The organism is Streptomyces flavotricini (genome assembly GCF_020639365.1).
Taxonomy (GTDB): domain Bacteria; phylum Actinomycetota; class Actinomycetes; order Streptomycetales; family Streptomycetaceae; genus Streptomyces; species Streptomyces flavotricini.
Genome location: NZ_JAINUL010000001.1, coordinates 5339503 through 5360268, shown reverse-complemented (window position 1 = coordinate 5360268; position 20766 = coordinate 5339503). Strand labels below are relative to the sequence as shown.

14 protein-coding genes, 1 tRNA gene and 1 pseudogene are annotated in these 20766 nt (G+C 72.9%); 8 read left to right on the top strand and 8 right to left on the bottom strand.

Annotated elements, in window-relative coordinates:
* Positions 1-116: 116 nt before the first annotated feature.
* Positions 117-974 (top strand): hypothetical protein, encoded by an 858-nt coding sequence (locus K7B10_RS24390; RefSeq protein ID WP_229339097.1) that lies wholly within the window; start codon positions 117-119, stop codon positions 972-974.
* A gap of 52 nt (positions 975-1026) precedes the next feature.
* On the opposite strand, the gene mfd is transcribed toward K7B10_RS24390, so the two are convergent.
* The 3 genes from mfd to K7B10_RS24375 form a co-directional block, all read right to left on the bottom strand.
* On the bottom strand, positions 1027-4560 hold the full coding sequence (gene mfd, locus K7B10_RS24385) for a transcription-repair coupling factor (RefSeq protein WP_229339095.1): 3534 nt from the start codon (positions 4558-4560) through the stop codon (positions 1027-1029).
* A gap of 201 nt (positions 4561-4761) precedes the next feature.
* Entirely contained in the window at positions 4762-7287 is a 2526-nt protein-coding gene (locus K7B10_RS24380; protein WP_229345349.1) for an ABC transporter permease, read from the bottom strand.
* 56 nt (positions 7288-7343) lie between these two features.
* Positions 7344-8120, bottom strand: a complete 777-nt coding sequence (locus K7B10_RS24375) for an ABC transporter ATP-binding protein (protein WP_267501453.1) — start codon at positions 8118-8120, stop codon at positions 7344-7346.
* Positions 8121-8481: 361 nt separating this feature from the next.
* On the opposite strand from K7B10_RS24375, the gene K7B10_RS24370 reads away from it, so the two are divergent.
* Positions 8482-10071, top strand: coding sequence for an MFS transporter (locus K7B10_RS24370; RefSeq protein WP_229339091.1), 1590 nt, complete (start codon positions 8482-8484; stop codon positions 10069-10071).
* Positions 10072-10163: 92 nt separating this feature from the next.
* Positions 10164-11024 carry a hypothetical protein gene (locus K7B10_RS24365; RefSeq protein ID WP_229339089.1) on the top strand — a complete coding sequence of 287 codons (861 nt, stop codon included), beginning with the start codon at positions 10164-10166 and terminating at the stop codon, positions 11022-11024.
* Between the two features lie 34 nt (positions 11025-11058).
* Here K7B10_RS24365 and K7B10_RS41335 read toward each other — a convergent pair whose 3' ends face one another.
* Positions 11059-11355 carry an alpha/beta fold hydrolase gene (locus K7B10_RS41335; protein ID WP_229339086.1) on the bottom strand — a complete coding sequence of 99 codons (297 nt, stop codon included), beginning with the start codon at positions 11353-11355 and terminating at the stop codon, positions 11059-11061.
* 112 nt (positions 11356-11467) lie between these two features.
* On the opposite strand from K7B10_RS41335, the gene K7B10_RS24350 reads away from it, so the two are divergent.
* Entirely contained in the window at positions 11468-11608 is a 141-nt protein-coding gene (locus K7B10_RS24350) for a CGNR zinc finger domain-containing protein (protein WP_229339084.1), read from the top strand.
* Positions 11609-11619: 11 nt separating this feature from the next.
* On the opposite strand, the gene K7B10_RS24345 is transcribed toward K7B10_RS24350, so the two are convergent.
* The 3 genes and pseudogenes from K7B10_RS24345 to K7B10_RS24335 form a co-directional block, all read right to left on the bottom strand.
* Positions 11620-12501, bottom strand: coding sequence for a coiled-coil domain-containing protein (locus tag K7B10_RS24345; protein WP_229339082.1), 882 nt, complete (start codon positions 12499-12501; stop codon positions 11620-11622).
* Between the two features lie 135 nt (positions 12502-12636).
* Positions 12637-15194: pseudogene (locus K7B10_RS24340) on the bottom strand (SUKH-4 family immunity protein).
* Positions 15195-15201: 7 nt separating this feature from the next.
* Positions 15202-16197 (bottom strand): SMI1/KNR4 family protein, encoded by a 996-nt coding sequence (locus tag K7B10_RS24335; protein WP_229339080.1) that lies wholly within the window; start codon positions 16195-16197, stop codon positions 15202-15204.
* 230 nt (positions 16198-16427) lie between these two features.
* On the opposite strand from K7B10_RS24335, the gene K7B10_RS24330 reads away from it, so the two are divergent.
* Positions 16428-17018 carry a YwqJ-related putative deaminase gene (locus tag K7B10_RS24330; RefSeq protein ID WP_229339078.1) on the top strand — a complete coding sequence of 197 codons (591 nt, stop codon included), beginning with the start codon at positions 16428-16430 and terminating at the stop codon, positions 17016-17018.
* Between the two features lie 11 nt (positions 17019-17029).
* Positions 17030-17542 carry an SUKH-3 domain-containing protein gene (locus K7B10_RS24325; protein ID WP_229339076.1) on the top strand — a complete coding sequence of 171 codons (513 nt, stop codon included), beginning with the start codon at positions 17030-17032 and terminating at the stop codon, positions 17540-17542.
* Here the strand turns inward: K7B10_RS24325 and K7B10_RS24320 are convergent.
* Entirely contained in the window at positions 17434-18825 is a 1392-nt protein-coding gene (locus K7B10_RS24320) for a sensor histidine kinase (protein ID WP_229339074.1), read from the bottom strand. The two genes, K7B10_RS24325 and K7B10_RS24320, sit on opposite strands and share 109 nt — an antisense overlap.
* A 168-nt stretch (positions 18826-18993) precedes the next feature.
* On the opposite strand from K7B10_RS24320, the gene K7B10_RS24315 reads away from it, so the two are divergent.
* Both K7B10_RS24315 and glmU read left to right on the top strand, forming a co-directional pair.
* Positions 18994-19065: transfer RNA gene (locus K7B10_RS24315), tRNA-Gln, on the top strand.
* Positions 19066-19175: 110 nt separating this feature from the next.
* A complete protein-coding gene (gene glmU / locus K7B10_RS24310; RefSeq protein WP_229339072.1) occupies positions 19176-20621 on the top strand; it encodes a bifunctional UDP-N-acetylglucosamine diphosphorylase/glucosamine-1-phosphate N-acetyltransferase GlmU in 1446 nt (481 codons plus the stop codon).
* The last annotated feature ends 145 nt before the right edge of the window (positions 20622-20766 follow it).

Genomic DNA, 20766 nt, shown 5'->3' with positions numbered 1-20766 from the left:
CGCCGCACACCTCCCGGCGGACGCGGCCCGCGGGGGGCGCGCGTAAATCGCGGACGCCCCCTGACCGGGGGCGACTACCCTCGGCAGTCGAGTTGTTGTTCCAGGGGGGAATCCACATGCGAAGCCGGACCATCGGCGTGTCGGCGCTGACCACGACGGCATTGTTCGGACTGACGACGGCCTGCGCGCCGGTCGGCGAGAGCAAGGCCGCCGACATCGGCCGGGCGGCCCGCGCCGCCGCTTCGGCCCCGGCCGGGGCCACGCCCGCACCGGCCGCGAAGGGCAAGGGGGCCGGCAAGGGCACCGGCATGCTCGCGGACCTGTCGGGCGCCGAGGTCCTGAGCCAGGCGCACGAGGCGATGCGCAAGGTGGAATCGGCCCGTGTCGTCGCGAAGATGCGCGACGGCGGCATCCCGGTCGAGTTCGAGCTCTCCCTCGACAAGAAGGGCAGCTGCAACGGCACGATCCGGTACGAGGGGATGGGCAAGGTGGACCTCATCAAGTCCACCGAGCTGATCCACTTCAAGGGCGACGCCGACTACTGGCGGGGCACGGCCTCGAAGGAGCACGCGTCCAAGAAGCAGACGGACGCGATGGTCACGATGCTCGCCGACCGCTGGCTGAAGATGCCGGTCTCGGACCCCAAGGCCGCCGCGATGGGCCACATCTGCGATCTGGACAAGCTGACGGACGGCGGCGGCCGGCCCAACCCGCTGGCCCGCAAGGGCGAGACGGCCACCATCGACGGCAAGCAGGCGCTGGCGGTCGTCACGGCGGCCAAGGAGGGCACGGAGACCGACTACATAGCCACCCAGGGCACTCCGTACGTCCTCAAGTCCACCGTCTCGGGGGACGAGACCGGGGAGGTCCTCTTCTCCGCCTTCGGCACGCCCGTCGACACGGCCCTGCCGGAGGGCGCGGACGTCCTGGACCTGTCCAAGCTGGGGCACGGCGGCCCGGCCGAATCGGTCTGAGCCCGCGCGGCCGGGGCGCTCCGGGCAGGAGCGGTCCCCGGCCGCACGTGTCTCACGACCCGAGGATCGTGGTGAGGAACTCCCCGGTCCAGGCCAGCAGCTCCCGCCCGACCAGCGGCTTCCCGCCCACCCGGGCCGTCTTCGGCCGCGGGACCAGCACCTGCGAAGTGGCGGGCTTGAGCACCGTGCCGGGGTAGAGCCGCTTGAGGCGCAGCTCCTGCGACTCGCGCAACTCCACCGGACCGAAGCGGATGTTGGGACCCTGGAGGGTGATGTCGCCGACCCCGCAGGCCCGCGCCAGCATCCGCAGCCCCGCCACCAGCAGCAGGTTCTCCACGGGCTCCGGCAGCTTGCCGTAGCGGTCGTGCAGCTCTTCCCGTACGGCCTTGATGTCCGCCTCGGAGTTCGCCGACGCGATGGACCGGTACGCCTGCAGGCGCAGCCGCTCGCCCGGCGCGTAGTCGTGCGGGACGTGCGCGTCGACCGGCAGCTCGATCTTGACCTCCAGCGGCGGCTCCTCCTCCACACCACCCTCGACGGCGGCCCGGTAGTCGGCCACCGCCTCGCCGACCATGCGGATGTAGAGGTCGAAGCCGACGCCCGCGATGTGGCCGGACTGCTCGCCGCCGAGCAGGTTGCCCGCGCCGCGGATCTCCAGGTCCTTCATCGCCACGTACATGCCCGCGCCCATCTCGGTGTGCTGGGCGATGGTCGCGAGCCGCTCGTGCGCGGTCTCGGTCAGCGGCTTCTCCGGCGGGTAGAGGAAGTACGCGTACCCGCGCTCGCGGCCCCGGCCGACACGGCCGCGCAACTGGTGGAGCTGGGAGAGGCCGAAGTTGTCGCCGCGCTCCACGATGAGGGTGTTGGCGTTGGAGATGTCGATGCCGGACTCGACGATCGTCGTCGAGACGAGCACGTCGAACTTCTTCTCCCAGAAGTCCACCACGACCTGCTCCAGGGCCTGTTCGGACATCTGCCCGTGCGCCGTCGCGATCCTCGCCTCGGGCACGATCTCGCGCAGCTTGGCGGCCGCCCGGTCGATGGACTCGACCCGGTTGTGGATGTAGAAGCACTGGCCCTCGCGCAGCAGCTCGCGCCGGATGGCCGCGCCGATCTGCTTCTCCTCGTACGGGCCGACGAAGGTGAGCACCGGGTGGCGCTCCTCCGGCGGGGTGGTGATGGTCGACATCTCGCGGATGCCGGTCACCGCCATCTCCAGGGTGCGCGGGATCGGGGTCGCGGACATCGTCAGTACGTCGACGTTGGCGCGCAGCTTCTTCAGCTGCTCCTTGTGCTCGACGCCGAAGCGCTGCTCCTCGTCGACGATGACCAGGCCCAGGTCCTTGAACTTGGTCTCCTGCGAGAACAGCCGGTGCGTACCGATGACGATGTCGACCGAGCCTTCCTTCAGCCCCTCCAGGGTGGCCTTGGACTCGGTGTCGCTCTGGAAGCGGGACAGCGCCTTCACGTTGACCGGGAACTGGCTGTAGCGCTCCGAGAAGGTCCCGAAGTGCTGCTGCACGAGCAGCGTGGTCGGGACGAGCACGGCGACCTGCTTGCCGTCCTGGACCGCCTTGAAGGCCGCTCGCACGGCGATCTCGGTCTTGCCGTAGCCGACGTCGCCGCAGATCAGGCGGTCCATGGGGACCGACTTCTCCATGTCCTCCTTGACCTCGGCGATGGTGGTGAGCTGGTCGGGCGTCTCCGCGTACGGGAAGGCGTCCTCCAGCTCGCGCTGCCAGGGGGTGTCCGGGCCGAAGGTGTGGCCGGGGGCCGCCATGCGGGCGCTGTAGAGCTTGATGAGGTCGGCGGCGATCTCCTTGACCGCCTTCTTGGCGCGCGCCTTGGTCTTGGTCCAGTCGGCGCCGCCGAGCCGGTGCAGGGTCGGGGCCTCGCCGCCGACGTACTTGGTGACCTGCTCCAGCTGGTCGGTGGGGATGTAGAGCCGGTCGCCGGGCTGGCCGCGCTTGGCGGGGGCGTACTCGACGAGGAGGTACTCGCGGGTGGCGCCCTGGACGGTGCGCTGCACCATCTCGATGTAGCGGCCGACGCCGTGCTGTTCGTGGACGATGTAGTCGCCGACCTCCAGGGTGAGGGGATCGACGGACTTGCGGCGCCGCGTCGGCATCCTGCCGAGGTCCTTGGTGGCGGTGCGCTGGCCGGTCAGGTCGGTCTCGGTGAGGACGGCCAGCTTCAGCGCCGGGTCGATGAACCCGTTGTCGAGGGAGCCGCACGTCACGTGGACGATCGACGGCTCCAGGGTGCGCAGGTCGGCCTCCAGGCGGGCCGCGATGCCCTCGCCGCCGAGCACCTCGACGGTGCGGGCGGCCGGGCCGTGGCCCTCGGTGAGGTAGACGGTGTGCCAGCCGTCGGCGATCCAGCCCTTGGTGTCGGCCAGCGCCCGGGCGGTGTCGCCGCGGTAGGCCTCGGGGGCGTGCATGCCGAGCTTGAGGGTGTCCCCGCCGCCTTCGGCCTCGTCGGCGGCGAACGGGGAGACCGACCACCACATCATGCCGAGCTCGCGCGCGTGCTCGCGTACGTCCGCGATCCCGCGCAGCGAGGCCGCGCCGACGTCGATCGGGGCATGGCCGCCGCCGGCGGTCGCGGCCCAGGAGGCCATCAGGAACTCCTGGGAGGTCGCGACGAGGTCGGCGGCGCGGGTGCGGACCCGCTCGGGGTCGCACACGACGGCCATGGACCCGGCCGGCAGGACGTCGATCAGCAGTTCCATGTCGTCGACGAGGACCGGCGCGAGGGACTCCATGCCCTCGACCGCGATCCCCTCGGCGATCTTGTTCAGCAGTTCGCCGAGCTCGGGGTGGGCCTCGGCGAGGGCCGCGGCCCGCTCCCGCACCTCGTCGGTCAGCAGCAGCTCCCGGCAGGGCGGGGCCCACAGCCCGTGCTCGGCGACCTCCAGGGAACGCTGGTCCGCGACCTTGAAGTAGCGGATCTCCTCGACCTCGTCGCCCCAGAACTCCACGCGCAGCGGGTGCTCCTCGGTGGGCGGGAACACGTCGAGGATGCCGCCGCGCACGGCGAACTCCCCGCGCTTCTCGACGAGCTCGACGCGGGCGTAGGCGGCCGCGGCCAGCGCCTCGGTCACCTCGCCCAGATCGGCGCCCTCGCCGTGCCGCAGGCTGACCGGGACCAGGTCCCCGAGCCCCTGGACCTGCGGCTGGAGCACGGACCGGATCGGCGCGACGACGACGGAGACGGGCCCCGCAGCCGGATCGTCCTTGCTCGGGTGTACGAGCCGGCGCAGTACGGCGAGGCGCCGGCCCACGGTGTCGCTGCGCGGGGAGAGCCGCTCGTGCGGAAGGGTCTCCCAGGACGGGTACTCGGCCACCTCGTCGGGCGGCAGGAAGGACCGCAGCGCTGCGGCCAGGTCCTCGGCCTCCCGCCCGGTGGCGGTGACCGCGAGCACGGTCCGCTCGGTCCTGGCCGCCAGCGCGGCGATGGCGAAGGGCCGCGCGGCCGCGGGTCCGACGAGGTCCACGTGCATGCGGTTGCCGTCCCCGGCCGCGGTGACCGCCTCGGCGAGGGCCGGGTCCCGGGTGACGGCGTCGAGCAGTCCGTGCAGGCTCATGAAAGGAGGCTTCCGTCCGGTGAAGGGGCAACGCGAAGGACCCGACACGTCTCACGGGCCGGGGCTTCCCACCCTACGACGCGCCCCGGTCCCCCGCGCGGGGGATTGCGGCCACCGCGGGGCGCGGGGACGGCCGTCGGCCCCGGACGGCCCCGAAGGGCCGGCCGGGGCCGGCGGTCCCCCGAACGAACGCCGAGCCGGTTACTCGCTCGCGATCGCGTTCAGTACGTTCATCCGCCCTGCCCGGAAGGCCGGGACCAGTGCGGCGAACAGGCCCACGAAGGCCGACCCGGCGAAGACGCCGATGATCGTCGGCCAGGGGATCTCCAGCACCTTCAGGCCCTCCAGGGCGAGCAGCTGCTGCGCGGTGGCTCCCCAGCCCATGCCCAGGCCCAGGCCGAGCAGGGCGCCGAAGAGGGCGATGACCACCGACTCCAGGCGGATCATGCGGCGCAGCTGGCGGCGGGAGAGGCCGATGGCGCGCATCAGGCCGATCTCGCGGGTCCGCTCGACCACCGAGAGGGCCAGGGTGTTCACGACGCCCAGCACCGCGACGATGATCGCGAGGCCGAGGAGCCCGTAGACCATGTTCAGCAGCTGGCCGACCTGGTCCTTGAGGGACTTCTTGTAGTCGGTCTGGTTCTGCACCTGGTACTGGGGGTACTGCGCGAGCGCGCCCTTGACGGCGGTGTACGCGGCGTCCGCCTTGCCGTCGGCCGCCTTGGCCAGCAGCATGAACGGCCGCGGCATCCGGTCGGCCGGCAGGAACTGCTCGGCGGTCGCGGTGCTGATGTACATCACGCCCTTGTCGAGGTTGCCCTCGTCGGAGGTGATCGCGGCGACCTTCAGCTTGGCGGTCCGGCCGCCGGTGAAGGCGACCGTCAGCTCGTCGCCGACCTTGACGTGGTGCTCGTTCGCGTAGATCGAGCCGACCGACATCGCGTCCTTGCCGTACGCCGCCGCGTGTTCACCGGCGATCATCTTGCGCCGGACGTCCTGGGCGTACGTGGGGTCGTTGACGCTGATGCCGTCTTCCTTCACGGATCCGTCGGGGGCGGTGATCTTCGCCTCCACCTCCCGGTACGCGGTGACGTGGTCCAGGCCCTGGGTGGCGCGCAGCGCCTGCTCGGCCTGCGGCATGATCGGCTGGCCGGTCTGGGACTGGACGATGTAGTCCGCGCCGACCGACTTGTCGAGCTCGTCGGTGGCGGAGGCCACCATCGAGGAGCCGACCACCGACAGGCAGGCGACCAGCGCCAGTCCGATCATCAGGGCGGCCGCGGTGGCGCCGGTGCGGCGCGGGTTGCGCAGCGCGTTGCGCTCGGCGAGGCGGCCGACGGACCCGAAGGGCCGCAGCACGATGCCGGAGAGCAGCCGGACCACGAGGGCGGCGAGCAGCGGGCCGATCACGATGAAGCCGATGAGGGTGAACAGCACTCCCAGGGAGAGCCAGAGCGAGCCTGCGGCGGCCTTGTCGGCGGCCGCGGCGAGGAACAGGCCCGCGCCGCCGATGCCGGTGAGGACCAGGCCCACGGCGGCCCGGATGCGACCGGCCTTCTTGTCACCGGGGGTGCCGGCGTCGCGCAGGGCGGCCATCGGGGAGACCTTGCCGGCCCGGCGGGCCGGGATGAAGGCCGAGACGACGGTGACGATGATCCCGAGCACCAGGCCGACGACCGGGGTGGTCCAGGCGACGGTCAGGTCGTCGGTGGACAGGTGCATGCCCATCTGGCCCATGAGCTGCATCAGGCCGACGGCCAGGCCCACGCCGGCGCCGACCCCGAGGACCGAGCCGACCAGGCCGAGCAGGAAGGCCTCGACGATCACGGACTTGAGCACCTGGCCGCTGTCGGCACCGATGGCGCGCATCAGGCCGATCTCGCGGGTGCGCTGGGCCACCAGCATCGAGAAGGTGTTGAAGATGAGGAAGATGCCGACGAGGAAGGCGATCCCGGCGAAGCCGAGCATCACGTACTTCATGACGTCGAGGAAGGAGCCGACGTCCTTGCGGTTGGCGTCCGCGGACTCCTTGGCGGTCTGGAGCTTGTACGTGTCCGCGCCGACGGCCGTCGCGACGTTCGTCTTCAGCTGCTCGTCGCCGATCCCGTCCTTGGCGGTGACGTTGACGTGCGTGAAGAGGCCGGGGCCGCCGAGCAGCTTCTCCTGCGCGGTCGCGGTGTCGAAGTAGACGATCGCCGCACCCGGGTTGGTCACGGTGAAGGTGGCGATACCGCTGATCTTCGCGCGGATGTCACCGGTGATGGCGATGGTGCGCAGTTCGTCGCCGAGCTTCAGGTGGTGCTTCTTCGCGGTGTCTGCGTCGACCATCATCTCGGTCGGGCCGCGGGGGGCCTGGCCGGAGGTGATCTTCATCGACTTGAGCTCGTTGTCGTTCCAGTTGCCCGCGATGGTCGGGGCGCCGGTGGTCGAGCCCATGTTCTCGTTCTCGGCGTTGACGACCGTGACCGACATCGAGACGACGGCGCCCTCGGCGCTCTTGACGCCCTCGGCCTTGCGCACCTGCTCGACGGCGGAGGCCGGCAGCATCTCGGGCTTGCCGCGGTTCGGGTTGTCCTCGCCGCCCTTGGCCTCCTTCGGGCTGACCGTGACGTCGGCGGTGGTGACGCCGAACAGCTTGTCGAAGGTGGTGTTCATGGTGTCGGTGAACACCAGGGTGCCGCAGACGAAGGCCACGGAGAGCAGGACCGCGACGGCCGAGAGCGCCATCCGCCCCTTGTGCGCGACGAAGTTGCGCCGCGAGGTCTTCAGTACGGTGCCCGCGCTCACGAGGTCCGCCCGCGCGCGTCGAAGTCCTTCATCCGGTCGAGCACCTGCTCGGCGGTGGGCGCGTACATCTCGTCCACGATCCGGCCGTCGGCGAGGAAGATCACTCGGTCCGCGTACGAGGCGGCCACCGGGTCGTGCGTGACCATCACGATGGTCTGGCCGAGCTCGTCCACCGAGCGGCGCAGGAAGCCGAGCACCTCGGCGCCGGCCCGGGAGTCCAGGTTTCCGGTGGGCTCGTCGCCGAAGATGATCTGCGGGCGGGCCGCGAGGGCGCGGGCCACGGCCACGCGCTGCTGCTGGCCGCCGGAGAGTTCGGTCGGGCGGTGCTTGAGGCGCCCGGCGAGGCCGACGGTCTCGACGACCCGGTTCAGCCACTCCGCGTCCGGCTTGCGGCCCGCGATGTCCATGGGGAGCGTGATGTTCTCCAGGGCGTTGAGCGTGGGCAGCAGGTTGAAGGCCTGGAAGATGAAGCCGATCCGGTCGCGGCGCAGCTGCGTGAGCTTCTTGTCCTTCAGCCCGGTGATCTCGGTGTCGTCCAGGTGGATCTGCCCGCTGGTCACCGTGTCGAGGCCGGCGAGGCAGTGCATCAGCGTGGACTTGCCGGAGCCGGAAGGGCCCATGATCGCCGTGAACTGGCCGCGCTTGATGTCCACGTCGACCTCGTCGAGGGCGACCACGCGGGTCTCCCCGGCGCCGTAGGCCTTGACGACCTTGCGCGCCCGGGCCGCGACGGCTTCATGCCCTCCAGTACCCCCGTGCCTGGTTTCGGTCATAGCCGTTGTCACGGTGCTTCCCCTCGTTGATTCGCCGCTTGCGCTGCCGCGCACCTGGCTGGTTTCCGCTGTCTTGCCGTCGTGAAGTCTGCGGGGCGGAGGCGCCCGGCGCGCTGGTGCCCATCGCCGTATCCACCGGGGGGTTAACCCCACCCCTGCCCGTAGGAACCAGTTAAGGACCTCGCCGGGCGGACCTCCTCCTCCGCCGGGACGAATGACCCCTGGACCCTTGTGAGGAGCAACCCCTAGGGGTTCTGCACCCTTTGGCGGATCACCTCTGGGGGATACCGGGGGGATACCGCCGGATACCCCGCGGTGAGAAGGTGTTCCCCGCGGATACGTGCACGGTGAAAGGATCTTGGTGGGCGCGGAGGAGAGCACGGGCGAACGCACCGGCAGCGGACCGGGGACCGGACCGGAGACCGGCGCGGCGGCACCGAGCGCGCGGACGCCCCGTACCGCCCTGGTCAGTGCCCTCATGCTGGCGATGGCACTCGTCGCCCTCGACAGCTCCATCGTCTCCACCGCCGTCCCGCAGATCGTCGGCGACCTCGGCGGCTTCTCCGTCTTCTCCTGGCTCTTCGCGGGCTACCTGCTCGCCGTCACCGTCACGCTCCCCGTCTACGGCAAGCTCTCCGACACCCTCGGCCGCAAGCCCGTGCTCCTCTTCGGCATAGCCCTGTTCGTCTTCGGCTCACTGCTGTGCGCGCTCGCCTGGAACATGGCCGCCCTCATAGCCTTCCGCCTCGTGCAGGGACTGGGCGGCGGCGCCCTGCAGGGCACGGTGCAGACCCTGGCCGCCGACCTCTACCCGCTCAAGGACCGCCCGAGGATCCAGGCCCGGATGTCCTCCGTCTGGGCCGCCTCCGCCGTGGCCGGCCCGGCGCTCGGCGGGCTCATCGCCTCGTACGCCGACTGGCGCTGGATCTTCCTGATCAACCTGCCGCTCGGCGGCCTGGCCCTGTGGATGCTGGCCCGCCACCTCGTGGAACCCGTACGGTCCCCCGGCCGCCGCGGCCCGATCGACTGGGCGGGCGCCCTCGGCGTCTTCGCCTGCGGCGGCCTGCTGCTCTTCGCCCTCGTGCAGGGCGGGGTCGCCTGGCCCTGGCTGTCCGCGCCCTCCCTCGGACTGCTGGGCGCGAGCGCGCTGCTGGCGGCCGTGGTCGTCCGGATCGAACGCCGGGCCGCAGAGCCGGTCATTCCGGGGTGGGTCTGGCGCCGGCGCACCATCGCCGCCGTGAACCTGGCCCTCGGCGCACTCGGGGTGCTCATGATCGCCCCGATGGTCTTCGTCCCCACCTACGCCCAGTCCGTGCTCGGTCTCGGGGCCGTCAGCGCCGGGCTCGTCATGTCCGCGATGACCCTCACCTGGCCGGTGTCCGCCGCCTTCAGCCAGCACGTCTACCGGCGCATCGGCTTCCGCAACTCCGCCGCCGTCGGGATCTCGCTGGCCGCCGTGATCCTGTTCTCGTTCACGCTGCTCCCGTACCCCGCCCGGCCCTGGCAGCCCACGCTGGTCATGCTGCTGCTGGGCGCGGCCCTCGGCCTGTTCCAGCTGCCCTTGATCGTCGGGGTCCAGTCCACCGTGGGCTGGTCCGAGCGGGGCACGACGACGGCCTCCGTGCTCTTCTGCCGCCAGGTCGGCCAGAGCCTCGGGGCCGCGCTGCTCGGCGCCGTCGCCAACGCGACGATCGCCGCCCGGCTGGCGCACGCCCCGGTGTCCGGGCTGCCGGACCACCTCGACGACGTGTCCAAGGCCCTCGACCGGCCGGACCTGATCCCCCGGCCCGCCGCCGACTACCTGCGCCGGTCGGTGGCCACCGCCGTGGACCACGTCTTCCTCGGCGCGACCGCCGCGGCGGTCGCCGCGCTGCTCGTCCTGCTCTTCGTGGCACCGCGGCGGTTCCCGATCCTGGAGGAGCACCAGGAGCGGGCGCGGACCGACACCTAAGGGCTGTCCCACGCGGGTCCCGCTTGTCATGACCCCGGTCAACGGAGTAGACCTCGAGTCCTGCATCCGAGATCCGTTTCCGGGGGGACGACATGGCTTCCGCACTCTTCGCACTGGCGTTACTGGCCGCCCTGGCCGGGCCGATCGGCCTGCGGCTGCGCCGCCACCCGGGGTTCGTCACCGGCCGCGACGGCCGCCTCTCCACCTCCACCACCCTGGCCCTGGCCTGGACGGTGATCCTGGTCTGGCTCCTGCTCACGATCCTCGCGTACGGGCTCACCGCGGGCGGCGGCGTCGGCTGGTTCTCCGGGGAGCGCGGCCCGCTGTCCCCCCTGACCACGGTGTACCTGCCACTGCTCGGGGGCCCCTACGTGGCGATGATCGCGGCGAAGACCGTCGTCGGGATCCGGGTCGAGAACGGCAGCATGGCCAAGCCCGCCCCGAAGCCCACCGGCTCCGGGCAGCGGCCGCTGCGCGAGCTCATCGCGAACGACAGCGGGCGCACCGACCTCGTCGACCTCCAGTACGTGGTGCTCAGCGCGGTCACCATGCTCTACGTGGTGCTGTTCTTCCTCTCCGACGTGGGCGGCGGGCTCCCCCGCCTCCCCGCCGAGATCTGGGCGCTGACGGGCGCCCCGGCCGGGGCGTACCTGGTGAACAAGATGGCCACGCGCGCGAATCCGGTGATCACGCGGGTGGTGCCGGCGGACGGCGCGCTGGTCGTGGAGGGCGGCGGCTTCGGCCCGGAGGCCCGGGTCGAGCTCGACTCCACCGTCCTGCCCACCGAGTACGACCCGGCGACGGGCATCCTGACCGCGCGGCTCCCGGCCGCCGGGGCACCCGCCGCGTTCACGGTGGTGGTCACCTCCCGCGGCCTGCGCAGCGACCCGTACCGGCACGCGGCGGCGTCCCCGGAGCCGGCCGCGGCCGCGGCCCCACGGCCGGCCGGCTAGACCCTGTCACGGGGAGGCCGGAGGCCGGGGGCAGTCACGGGAGCTTCGCGAGGAACCCCCCGACCAGCGGGGCGATCTCCCCGAGGTGCGTCTCGAGCGCGAAGTGCCCCGCCCCGTCGATGACGTGCACCTCGGCGTCCGGCGCGTCCCGCAGGTACGCCTTGGCCCCCGCCGGGACGAAGAACGGGTCCCCGGCTCCCCAGACGACCAGGACCGGCACCCGGGAGGCCCGCAGCCAGGCCTGCCAGACGGGGTACCGGGTGAAGTTCGAGGAGTAGTCGAAGGCGAGGTCGGCCTGCGCGTCGGCCCGGCCCGGCAGCCCGGAGCTCACCTGGGCCCGGGAAACCGGGCTGACGGCGGCCCCGCACCGTACGGGCACCCCGGCCCGGCGGCTCGCGGCGGAACTGGCCGACGCCGCGGCCGAACTCCTGACGGACCCCCGGGTGCGGGACGTACGGGAGTGCGAGGGGGCGGACTGCGTCCTGCTGTTCCTCCCCGCCAACCCGAGGCGCCGCTGGTGCGTGGCCTCGGCCTGCGGCAACCGCGCCCGCGTGGCCCGCTACTACGCCCGCCACAAGCCCTGAGCGACCGGCCGTCAGCCCTCGGCCGGGGCCCGGCCCGTCAGTGCCGCCAGGCTGGAGCGGACGTGGTTCATGTGCGCCCGCATCTCGTCCTGCGCCTCCCCGTGCTCGCGCAGGATCCGCTCCGTCTCCCGGCCCGTCCGCTCCTCCTGCACCCGGGCCTCCGCCAGCAGCTCCGCCGCCCGCGCCTCCGCGTCCTCCTGCCCGTGCCGCGCCGACTCCTCCACCTCCGCGTACCCGCGGCGCGCCTCCGCCAGCCGGACCTCCGCGTACCGCTCCAGCTCCGCGTGGCGGGCCTCCAGATCGGCCTCCCTGGCCGCCAGCTCCCGCTCCGCCGCGTCCCACCGCTCCACGTGCTCCTGCTCGCGGTCGGCCAGCAGCGCGTCCGACCGGCGCCGCATCTCCGTGAGCGCGACCTGCGCCTGCGTCCGCCACTCCGCCGCGTCGTCCTTCGCCTCCGCCCGGATCGCGTCGGCCTCCCGCCCCGCCCGCAGCAGCCCCTGCCGCGCCCGGACCTCGGTCTGCTCGCGCACCGCGTCCGCGTCCTGCCGCGCCAGCTCCGCCACCCGGTCCGCGTACGCCTCGGCCGCGCCCATCGCGTCCACCGCGTCGGCCCGCGCGTCCCGGCGCACGGTGTCCGCCTCCTCCTCCACCAGCGCGAGGATCCGCCGCGCCCGCTCGCTCAGCTCGTCGTACGTCTGCGGAGCCAGCGCGGCCACCGCCTCGCGCAGCCGCTCCGCCTCCGCCTCCATCCGCTTCGCGAGGACCGTCAGGCGCGCCACCCGCTCCCACGCCTCGTCCCGGCTGCCGGAGAGCCGGGCGAGATACCGGTCGACCTCTTCCGTGCGGTAGCCGCGACCTCGCACGGTCGCGAAACCCGGTCCGTGAGGTGACATGGGTGCAGTCATCCTGGAAGCGCCTCTCTCGGGGGGATTCCTGTCAAGGATGCGCCATTTGCGGCCAGAAGCCGGAATGGCCGGGCCGGGACCCCCGACGAGGGTCCCGGCCCGGCCATCCGCCCGATCATCCGATCAGAGCAACCCGTCCCACATCTGCTCCAGGAGCACCGACCACCAGCTCTCCGGCGAGGCCAGCGCCGCGCTGTCCAGCCCCGCCAGATTCGTCTGGAAATCGACGGTCCAGCGCCCCGCCTGCTCCGGCGTCAGATGCTGCCGCAGCCGCCACATGTGACCCAGCATCGCCAGCGAGCGGGCGAACTGCGGCAGGCTCGAGTTCACGAACTGCGGCGGCACCGGAGCACCGCCCGGACCGGCCTCCACCGGAACCGCCACTATGTGCGCCGTCCCGTACTGCACGCACAGCGCCTTGCCGAAGTCGCTGCCCACCACCAGGTACGAGCCCGCGTCGGACGCCGGCTGGACCTGCCGCTGCGCCGCCAGCTCCGCCAGCGTCGGCACCGGCTGGCCCGGCACCGCCTGCGCCCAGAAGAACGGACCGAAGTCCGTCGGCAGACCCGCCCACACCAGGGTCTGCGCCACGATCTCCGGCACGCCCTGGCGCGACACCGCACGCTGATCGAAGCGGAACACGCCCTGCGGGCCGAAGGCCCCGGCCAGCTCCGCGCCGATGGCGTCCAGCGGGATCGCCGGCTGCAGTGGCACCTGCTGCACCGGCACCCGTACCGGCGCGGGGCGCGCCGGGCCGTCCGCCACCTGGTGCAGCTCACCCTGATGGGTCAGCAGGTGCCGCATGCCCTGCTGACGGCCCGCGTGGTCCTTGCCGTACGGGGCCACGCTCGTGATCCGGACCTGCGGCCAGGTCTCCCGGATCATCCGGGCGCAGTAACCGCCGGGCAGCTCACAGGACTCCAGCTCGGTGTGGAGCTCCAGCACCTGCTGCGGCGGCACGTTCATCGCGCGCAGCTCGTACAGGATCTGCCACTCGGGGTGCGGGGTACCGGGCGCGGAACGCCGGATGAGCTGCTGCTCGGAGCCGTCGGGCGCGCGGTAGCGCAGTACGGCCTGGTAGCCCGGGCCGACCGTGGGCGCACCGGTGGGCGCCGGGGTCTGCGCGACGGGACCGGGACCGGCCTGCGGCTGCCCGGGCGGGCCGGGAGGCGTGGGCGGCTGACCCGTGACGGCCGGACCCGCCAGCATCGTCGCGGCGTGGTCGAGCCCGCCGCCGGGCGCACCGGGAGCCCCCGGCGGACCGGGCGGCTGGGGTACGCCGGGACCGGCGAGCATCGTGGCGGCCTGATGGGCCGAGCCCCCGGGGGCCCCGGGCGGGCCGGGAGGAGCGGGCGGCTGACCCGCACCCGGAGCACCGGGCGGACCCGGAGGAGCCGGCGGCTGACCCGTCACGGCCGGACCCGCCAACATCGTCGCGGCATGGTCCAACCCACGCCCCAGCGAACCGGGAGCCCCGGGCGGGCCCGGAGGAGCGGGCGGCTGACCCGCACCCGGAGCACCGGGCGGACCCGGAGGAGCCGGCGGCTGACCCGTCACGGCCGGACCCGCCAACATCGTCGCGGAGGAGCCGGCGGCTGACCCGTCACGGCCGGACCCGCCAACATCGTCGCGGCATGGTCCAACCCACGCCCCAGCGAACCGGGAGCCCCGGGCGGACCCGGAGGAGCCGGCGGCTGACCCGCACCCGGAGCACCGGGCGGACCCGGAGGAGCCGGCGGCTGACCCGTGACAGCAGGACCCGCCAACATCGTCGCGGCATGGTCCAACCCACGCCCCAGCGAACCGGGAGCCCCGGGCGGACCCGGAGGCGTCGCAGGCGCCGCGCCCGGCCGGGAGACCTGGGCCTTGCTCGTCGGCGCGTCGGCGATCGACCCGGAATCCGGACCGCCGCCCGCATCCGGCCCCAGGTCCAGCGCGGGCGCGATCGCCGTCTTCGGGAGCCGGCTGCCCCCGGGAATCAGGGCGGTCTTGGCCTCCGAGGACCCGCCGGACGGCGGAGCCATGTCCTCCAGGTCCGAGCCCGAGAGCGGCGGCGCGAACACCGTCGCGGGCAGCGGCACGGACACGTCGTCGGCTCCCGGGTTCACATCGGTCCCGGCCCACGGCGTGGCCCCGGCCGGCACCCCGTCGTTCGCGGTCGGCTCGTACGGCACCTCGCGGCGCAGCGGAACCGCCTCCACCGGCGCGGGAGCCGGAGCAGCAGGCTCCGGAGCCGGAACGGGCGCGGGCGCGGCGGCCACGGGCTCCGCGGGAAGCGGCGTCGGCGCAGGCGTCGGCGCCGGCGGAATCCCCGCGCGGTCCGCCGCCTCCTGCAGCCACTCCGGCGGACTCAGCATGAACGAGGTCTGCTCCGAGTCGATCCGCGGCGTCGGCACCGAAGCCTCCGCCACCGGCGCGGCCGCGGCCCCGTACTCCTCCTCGTACCGGCGGATCACCTCACCCACCGGCAGTCCGGGCCACAGCGTCACCTCACCGCTGTCCCGCGCGATGACCAGCCGCTGCCGGCCGCCACCGGACACCGGACCGGCCGCGCGGTCCTCCGCCCACACCACGAACCCGAGTCCGAACTCCCGTACGCGCACTTCCCGGTGCTGGTACGCGGGCACGTCCCCGTTGATCCACTCCTCGGCGCGCTCCTGCGCCTGCGCAAACGTCACCATCGCGCCGTCACCCCTCCACCGGTGCCGCGCCGGACACGGGAACCGAGCGTGCGAATCCGCCGTCCACCATCAGACCGGCCACCGTTTCCAACTCCGGCGGATTGCCCGCCAACCGCTCCAGAAAGGCATCGAAATCGGCACCGCACGGCAGCAACAGACGCTCCACGCGCTCCTGCACCGACCATCCGTCCTGGTCGCGGGCGTCGTCGTACGGGGAGAACCAGACCGAGCCGATCGCCGCGCCCTTCACCTTCAGCGCGAGCAGACCACCCTGCACGAAGGCCACGCACAGGTAGTCCTTCGTCAGGTGGTCCCGCAGGCACTTGTTGACGTACACGAGGTCGTTGACCGCCGCCTCCTCACGCACCGTGAAGAAGGGCTGGTCCACCAGCAGACCGAGGTCCACGTCGAGCCCGGCGCCCACCGGCGCGCAGCCGCCCGCCGCCTTCAGGAACGCGCGGTACGCCTCAGGCAGCCGGTAGCCGAGGTCCTCCTCGACGCCCTGCACGGCCTCCTCGGAGACGGACACGACCGTCTTCGGCAGCCCCAGGTGCACCGGGCGCAGCTCCTGCAACGGCCGTGTGCCGCGCTTGCCGTGGTCGACCGGGGCCGTCGCCAGCCCCGCGTGGTGCCGCAGCAGCGCCTTCACCTCGACCGGGACCAGCTCCATCCGCCGCGTCCCGGCCACGTGGTGCCAGGTCCAGCCGTGCGGGGTCGCCACCGGTCCGACGGTGTCCCACAGCGCGTGGCCGGCCGCGTGCATCGCCGCGTTCGCGGACACGCAGTCCGTCAGCCGCAGCTCGTCGACGCCGAAGCCCTCCGGCGGCTCGGCGATCTCCACCGCCGCGCGCGCGTACGGGGAGAAGTCGGGATGTCCGTCCGCGTCCATCCGTACCCCGTGGGGATGCCGAGCGGCCCGGACCGGGTCCGGGAAATGCACGACCTGCCCGGAGTACGCGGCGTTGGGTGGCACGGCCTGCTGCCCGAGCCGACCTGTCGTCATGGCGGTAGCCCCCTGCTGGATCTGGCTGGTGCACCACAGCCTATGTGGTCGGGCAAGAGCCTCGACCGCACGCGACCCCCGCGCCCGCGCGAGGGCCAGGAACATCCGAATTGATACGAATATTCGACCCCGCTTCCACACGACAGGGGACATTTGACAGGCTGTCCCCTCAGCACGGGGGCGTGCGCGACAGCGGCCACCACCGCCGCCACGGGAGGGAAGACGCGACCATGCAGAACACGGCGACACGCACGGACAGGGCCGACGGCGCCTCGGCACCGGGCGACCAGGGCGACCCGGCGGCCGGGCAGCCGGCCGGGGGATCGTCCGCGGCCGGAGACCCCCGCCTGCGCTGGAGCAGCACCGACGGCCGGCCCGTGGCACCCGTCCTGCGCTTCCGCCGCGACGGCATCCTGCCCACCGTCGCCGCCGCCCTCTCGGTACGCGGCGAGACCCTCACCGGCACCGCGGGCAAGGCCGACCAGCCACCCGCCCTGCACCCGCTCGTCCAGGACTTCCTCGACACCCTCACCAGCGGCCAGCGGGAACGCTTCACCGGCCGCTGCCCGGAAGCGATACTGCTCTCCCGCCACCTCACGGCCGCGGAAGGCGCCCGCAGCAGGCGCGCCGCGCGCAAGCCCCTCACCGCGGGCGAAGCGCGCCGCTCCCTGAAGCACTCCAAGATCACCGCGCGCCACATCCGCGAGGACGGCGACCCGCTCCACGGCAGCTACGCACCTCCCTGCCGTTCCTGCGAAGCGCTCCTCGCCCACTTCGGCGTACGCGCCGTCGACCTCACCCCCGCGTCAGAGAAGGCCTGACCTCCCACACCATGACCACCTCCTCCGCCTCCTACGACCGCTCCTCGGCCACCCGCTTCCCGGGAGCCGTGGACACCGCCCTGCGCACCGCCGGCTGGGAGCCCGGCCGGTGGGACATCAAGCAGGCCGAGTTCTGGGCCGACGCGCTGCGCGACCACACCACCCCGGCCGGCCACCGGCACACGGTCTTCCCGGCCGCGGTCGAGGCCTGGGCCGAGTTCGGCGGGCTCCACGTCACCGCGCCCGGCCCCGGCCGCCAGATAGCCCCCACCCCCGTCCGGCTCGACCCGCTCACGGGCCTCCACCTCGCCCGCACGTTCGCCGACCTCGGCCGCGCCCTGTCCACGGAGCTCTGCCCCCTCGGTGTCGACGCCGACGCCGGCTCCCACCTCGCCATCGACCGCGAGGGCCGCGTCTACGGGATCGACCACACCGGCGACTGGTACCTGGGCGGCGCCGTGGACGAAGCCCTCACCCTCCTCCTCACGGGCCTCCAGCCCACCCGCCTCACCACGGCCTCGTAGGGGCCGCGCGGCAGGACCGCCGAGACCTTGAAGCCGCCCTCGTCCGTCGGGCCGGATACGAAGACACCGCCCAGGCCGAGCACCCGCTCGCGCATGCCGACCAGCCCGTTCCCCCCGCTCGGCAGGCCCGGCTGGACCACGTCCGCCCCGCACGGCCCGTTCTCCACCTGCATGGCCACCTCACCCTCCCGGTGGGCCAGCCGCACCACCACCCGCGCGCCCGGCGCGTGCTTGTGGCAGTTCGTCAGCGCCTCCTGGACCACCCGGTACGCCGTCTGCTCCACCTCCGCCGGGTACCCCGGCCCCGCACCCCGCACGTCCAGTTCCACGACCATCCCGGCGGCGCGCGACTGCCCGACCAGCGCCTCCAGCTCGGCCAGCGAGGGCCCCGGCCCGTCCTCGAAACCACCCACCAGCGCGGCCACCGGCACCACGGCCGCCGCTGCCGCCGCAGCGGCAGGGACCCGCTTCGGCGACTCCGCCGCCCGCAGCACGCCCAGCATCTCCCGCAGCTCCGTCAACGCCTGGCGCCCCATGTCCCCCACGAGCGCGGCGTTCTTCGCCGCCCGCTCCGGGTCCTTGGCCGCCACCGCCTCCAGCGCCGCCGCGTGCACCACCATCAGCGACACCCGGTGCGCCACGACGTCGTGCATCTCCCGCGCGATCCGCGTCCGTTCCTCGGTACGGGCCCACTCGGCCCGCTCCTCCGCCCGGTCCGCGAGCAGCGACAGCTCCCGCTCCAGGGAGTCCGCCCGCTCCTGCAGGCTCTCCATCAGCCGCCGCCGCGCCCCTATGTACAGGCCGAGCAGCACCGGCGGCACGGTCAGCGCCACCGCCACGAACACGGACAGCACGATGACGAGCGACTGCGAGGCCCCCTGGTCCCCGCTGGTGCGCACGTACATCACCACGAGGGTCGCGACCAGCGACATCGAGGCCAGCGTCGCGGTGATCCGCCGGGGCACCTCGCAGGCGGCGAGCGTGTACAGCCCGACCACCCCGAGCAGGAAGCCCATCGCGGCCGGCGACACGGCGATCCCGACCAGCACCACGGCGATCGGCCAGCGCCGCCGCAGTACGAGCGTGGAGCCCACGAGCAGCCCGAACAGCACCCCGACCGGCACCGGGAGCCCGGCCTCGCGCGCGAAGGGCACCCCCTCGACGGCGCACTCGACGGCCGAGACCGCCGCCAGCCCCACATCGAGCACGGCCCCCCGCGGCCGGTCCCACCACCACGGCCCGTCGCGCCCGGCCCCGCCCTGCTCTTCCCCCGTATCGGTCATGCCGTCCAGCGTACGCAGCGCCCCCGGCGCACAGGCGAACCGAATTCCGGCAGACCGAAGGCGACGCAAAGCGCCGATCTTTACCGTCGCATCGAGGGGCGGTGGTGCGGCATAGTAGGTGCCGTCGACTCGACCACCAGGCAGTAATATCCGGTTTAGTCGGAATGATCCCCTGTGGTGTAATTGGCAGCACTGAGGCTTTTGGTGCCTTATGTCCGGGTTCGAGTCCTGGCGGGGGAGCTCTTGTACACGCGGGTCCTGACCGGTCGGTCGGGACCCGGCTTCGTTTCCGGGGTGCGGCCCCCCGGTATCCTTCACGGGTCCACCACCCGAAGCCGAAGGGCACACCCGTGAGCGCCAACCGCCCGGCAGCCGTCGTCGTACTCGCAGCGGGTGAAGGCACCCGCATGAAGTCGGCCACTCCCAAGGTTCTGCACGACATCTGCGGGCGCTCGCTCGTGGGCCACGTCGTCGCCGCCTCGCGCGAGCTGGACCCCGAACACCTCGTGGTCGTCGTCGGCCACGCCCGCGAGCAGGTCACCGCGCACCTCGCCGACATCGACGCCGGCGTCCGCACCGCCGTCCAGCACGAGCAGAACGGCACCGGACACGCCGTCCGCATGGCCCTCGAAGAGCTCGGCGGCCAGCAGAGCGGCACCGTGGTCGTCGTCTGCGGCGACACCCCCCTGCTGACGGGCGAGACCCTCGCTCAGCTCACGCGGACGCACGAGGCCGACGGCAACGCCGTCACCGTGCTCACCGCCGAGGTGCCGGACTCCACCGGCTACGGCCGGATCATCCGCGGCGCGGACGGCGCCGTCACGGCCATCGTCGAGCACAAGGACGCCACGGACTCCCAGCGCGCGATCCGGGAGATCAACTCCGGGGTCTTCGCCTTCGACGGCGCCCTCCTCGCGGACGCCCTCGGCAAGGTGCGCACGGACAACAGCCAGGGCGAGGAGTACCTCACCGACGTGCTCGGCATCCTGCGCGAGGCCGGTCACCGCGTCGGCGCGGCCGTCGGTGGCGACCACCGCCAGATCCTCGGGATCAACAACCGCGTCCAGCTCGCCGAGGCCCGCGCGCTGCTCAACGCCCGCCTCCTCGAGCAGGCGATGCTCGCCGGCGTGACGGTCGTCGACCCCGCGAGCACGTTCGTGGACGTGACGGTGACCTTCGGGCAGGACGCCCTGATCCACCCCGGTACGCAGCTGCTCGGCGCGACGCACGTCGCCGAGGGCGCCGAGGTGGGCCCGAACACGCGCCTCAAGGACACGCAGGTGGGCCCGCGGGCGCGCGTGGACAACACGGTGGCGGACACGGCGGTCATCGGCGAGTCGGCGTCCGTCGGCCCGTACGCGTACCTGCGTCCCGGTACGAACCTGGGCCTGAAGGCGAAGGCCGGCACGTACGTGGAGATGAAGAACGCGACGATCGGCGAGGGCACGAAGGTGCCGCACCTGTCGTACGTGGGCGACGCGACGATCGGCGAATACACGAACATCGGCGCCGCGAGCGTGTTCGTGAACTACGACGGCGAGCACAAGCACCACACCACCGTCGGCTCACACTGCAAGACGGGCTCGGACAACATGTTTGTGGCGCCCGTCACCATCGGGGACGGCGCGTACACGGCCGCCGGTTCGGTGATCACGAAGGACGTCCCGCCGGGCGCGCTGGCCGTGGCACGCGGTCAGCAGCGCAATATCGAGGGCTGGGTGGCCCGCAAGCGTCCGGGAAGCGCCGCGGCGACGGCGGCCCAGTCGGTGGTCCGGGAAGACTCCGACCCCCGCTGAGGCCTCGTTGAGGTGAACTGACCGGAAACAGGTAGGCCCGGCAGGGCGTACCGTGATAGGTGCACGCAATTCGGCTGGCTCACCGTGTGCGGGACGGACGCACACGGGGGCGAGCAGCTTTCAACACGTCTGAGGAGACTGTGCT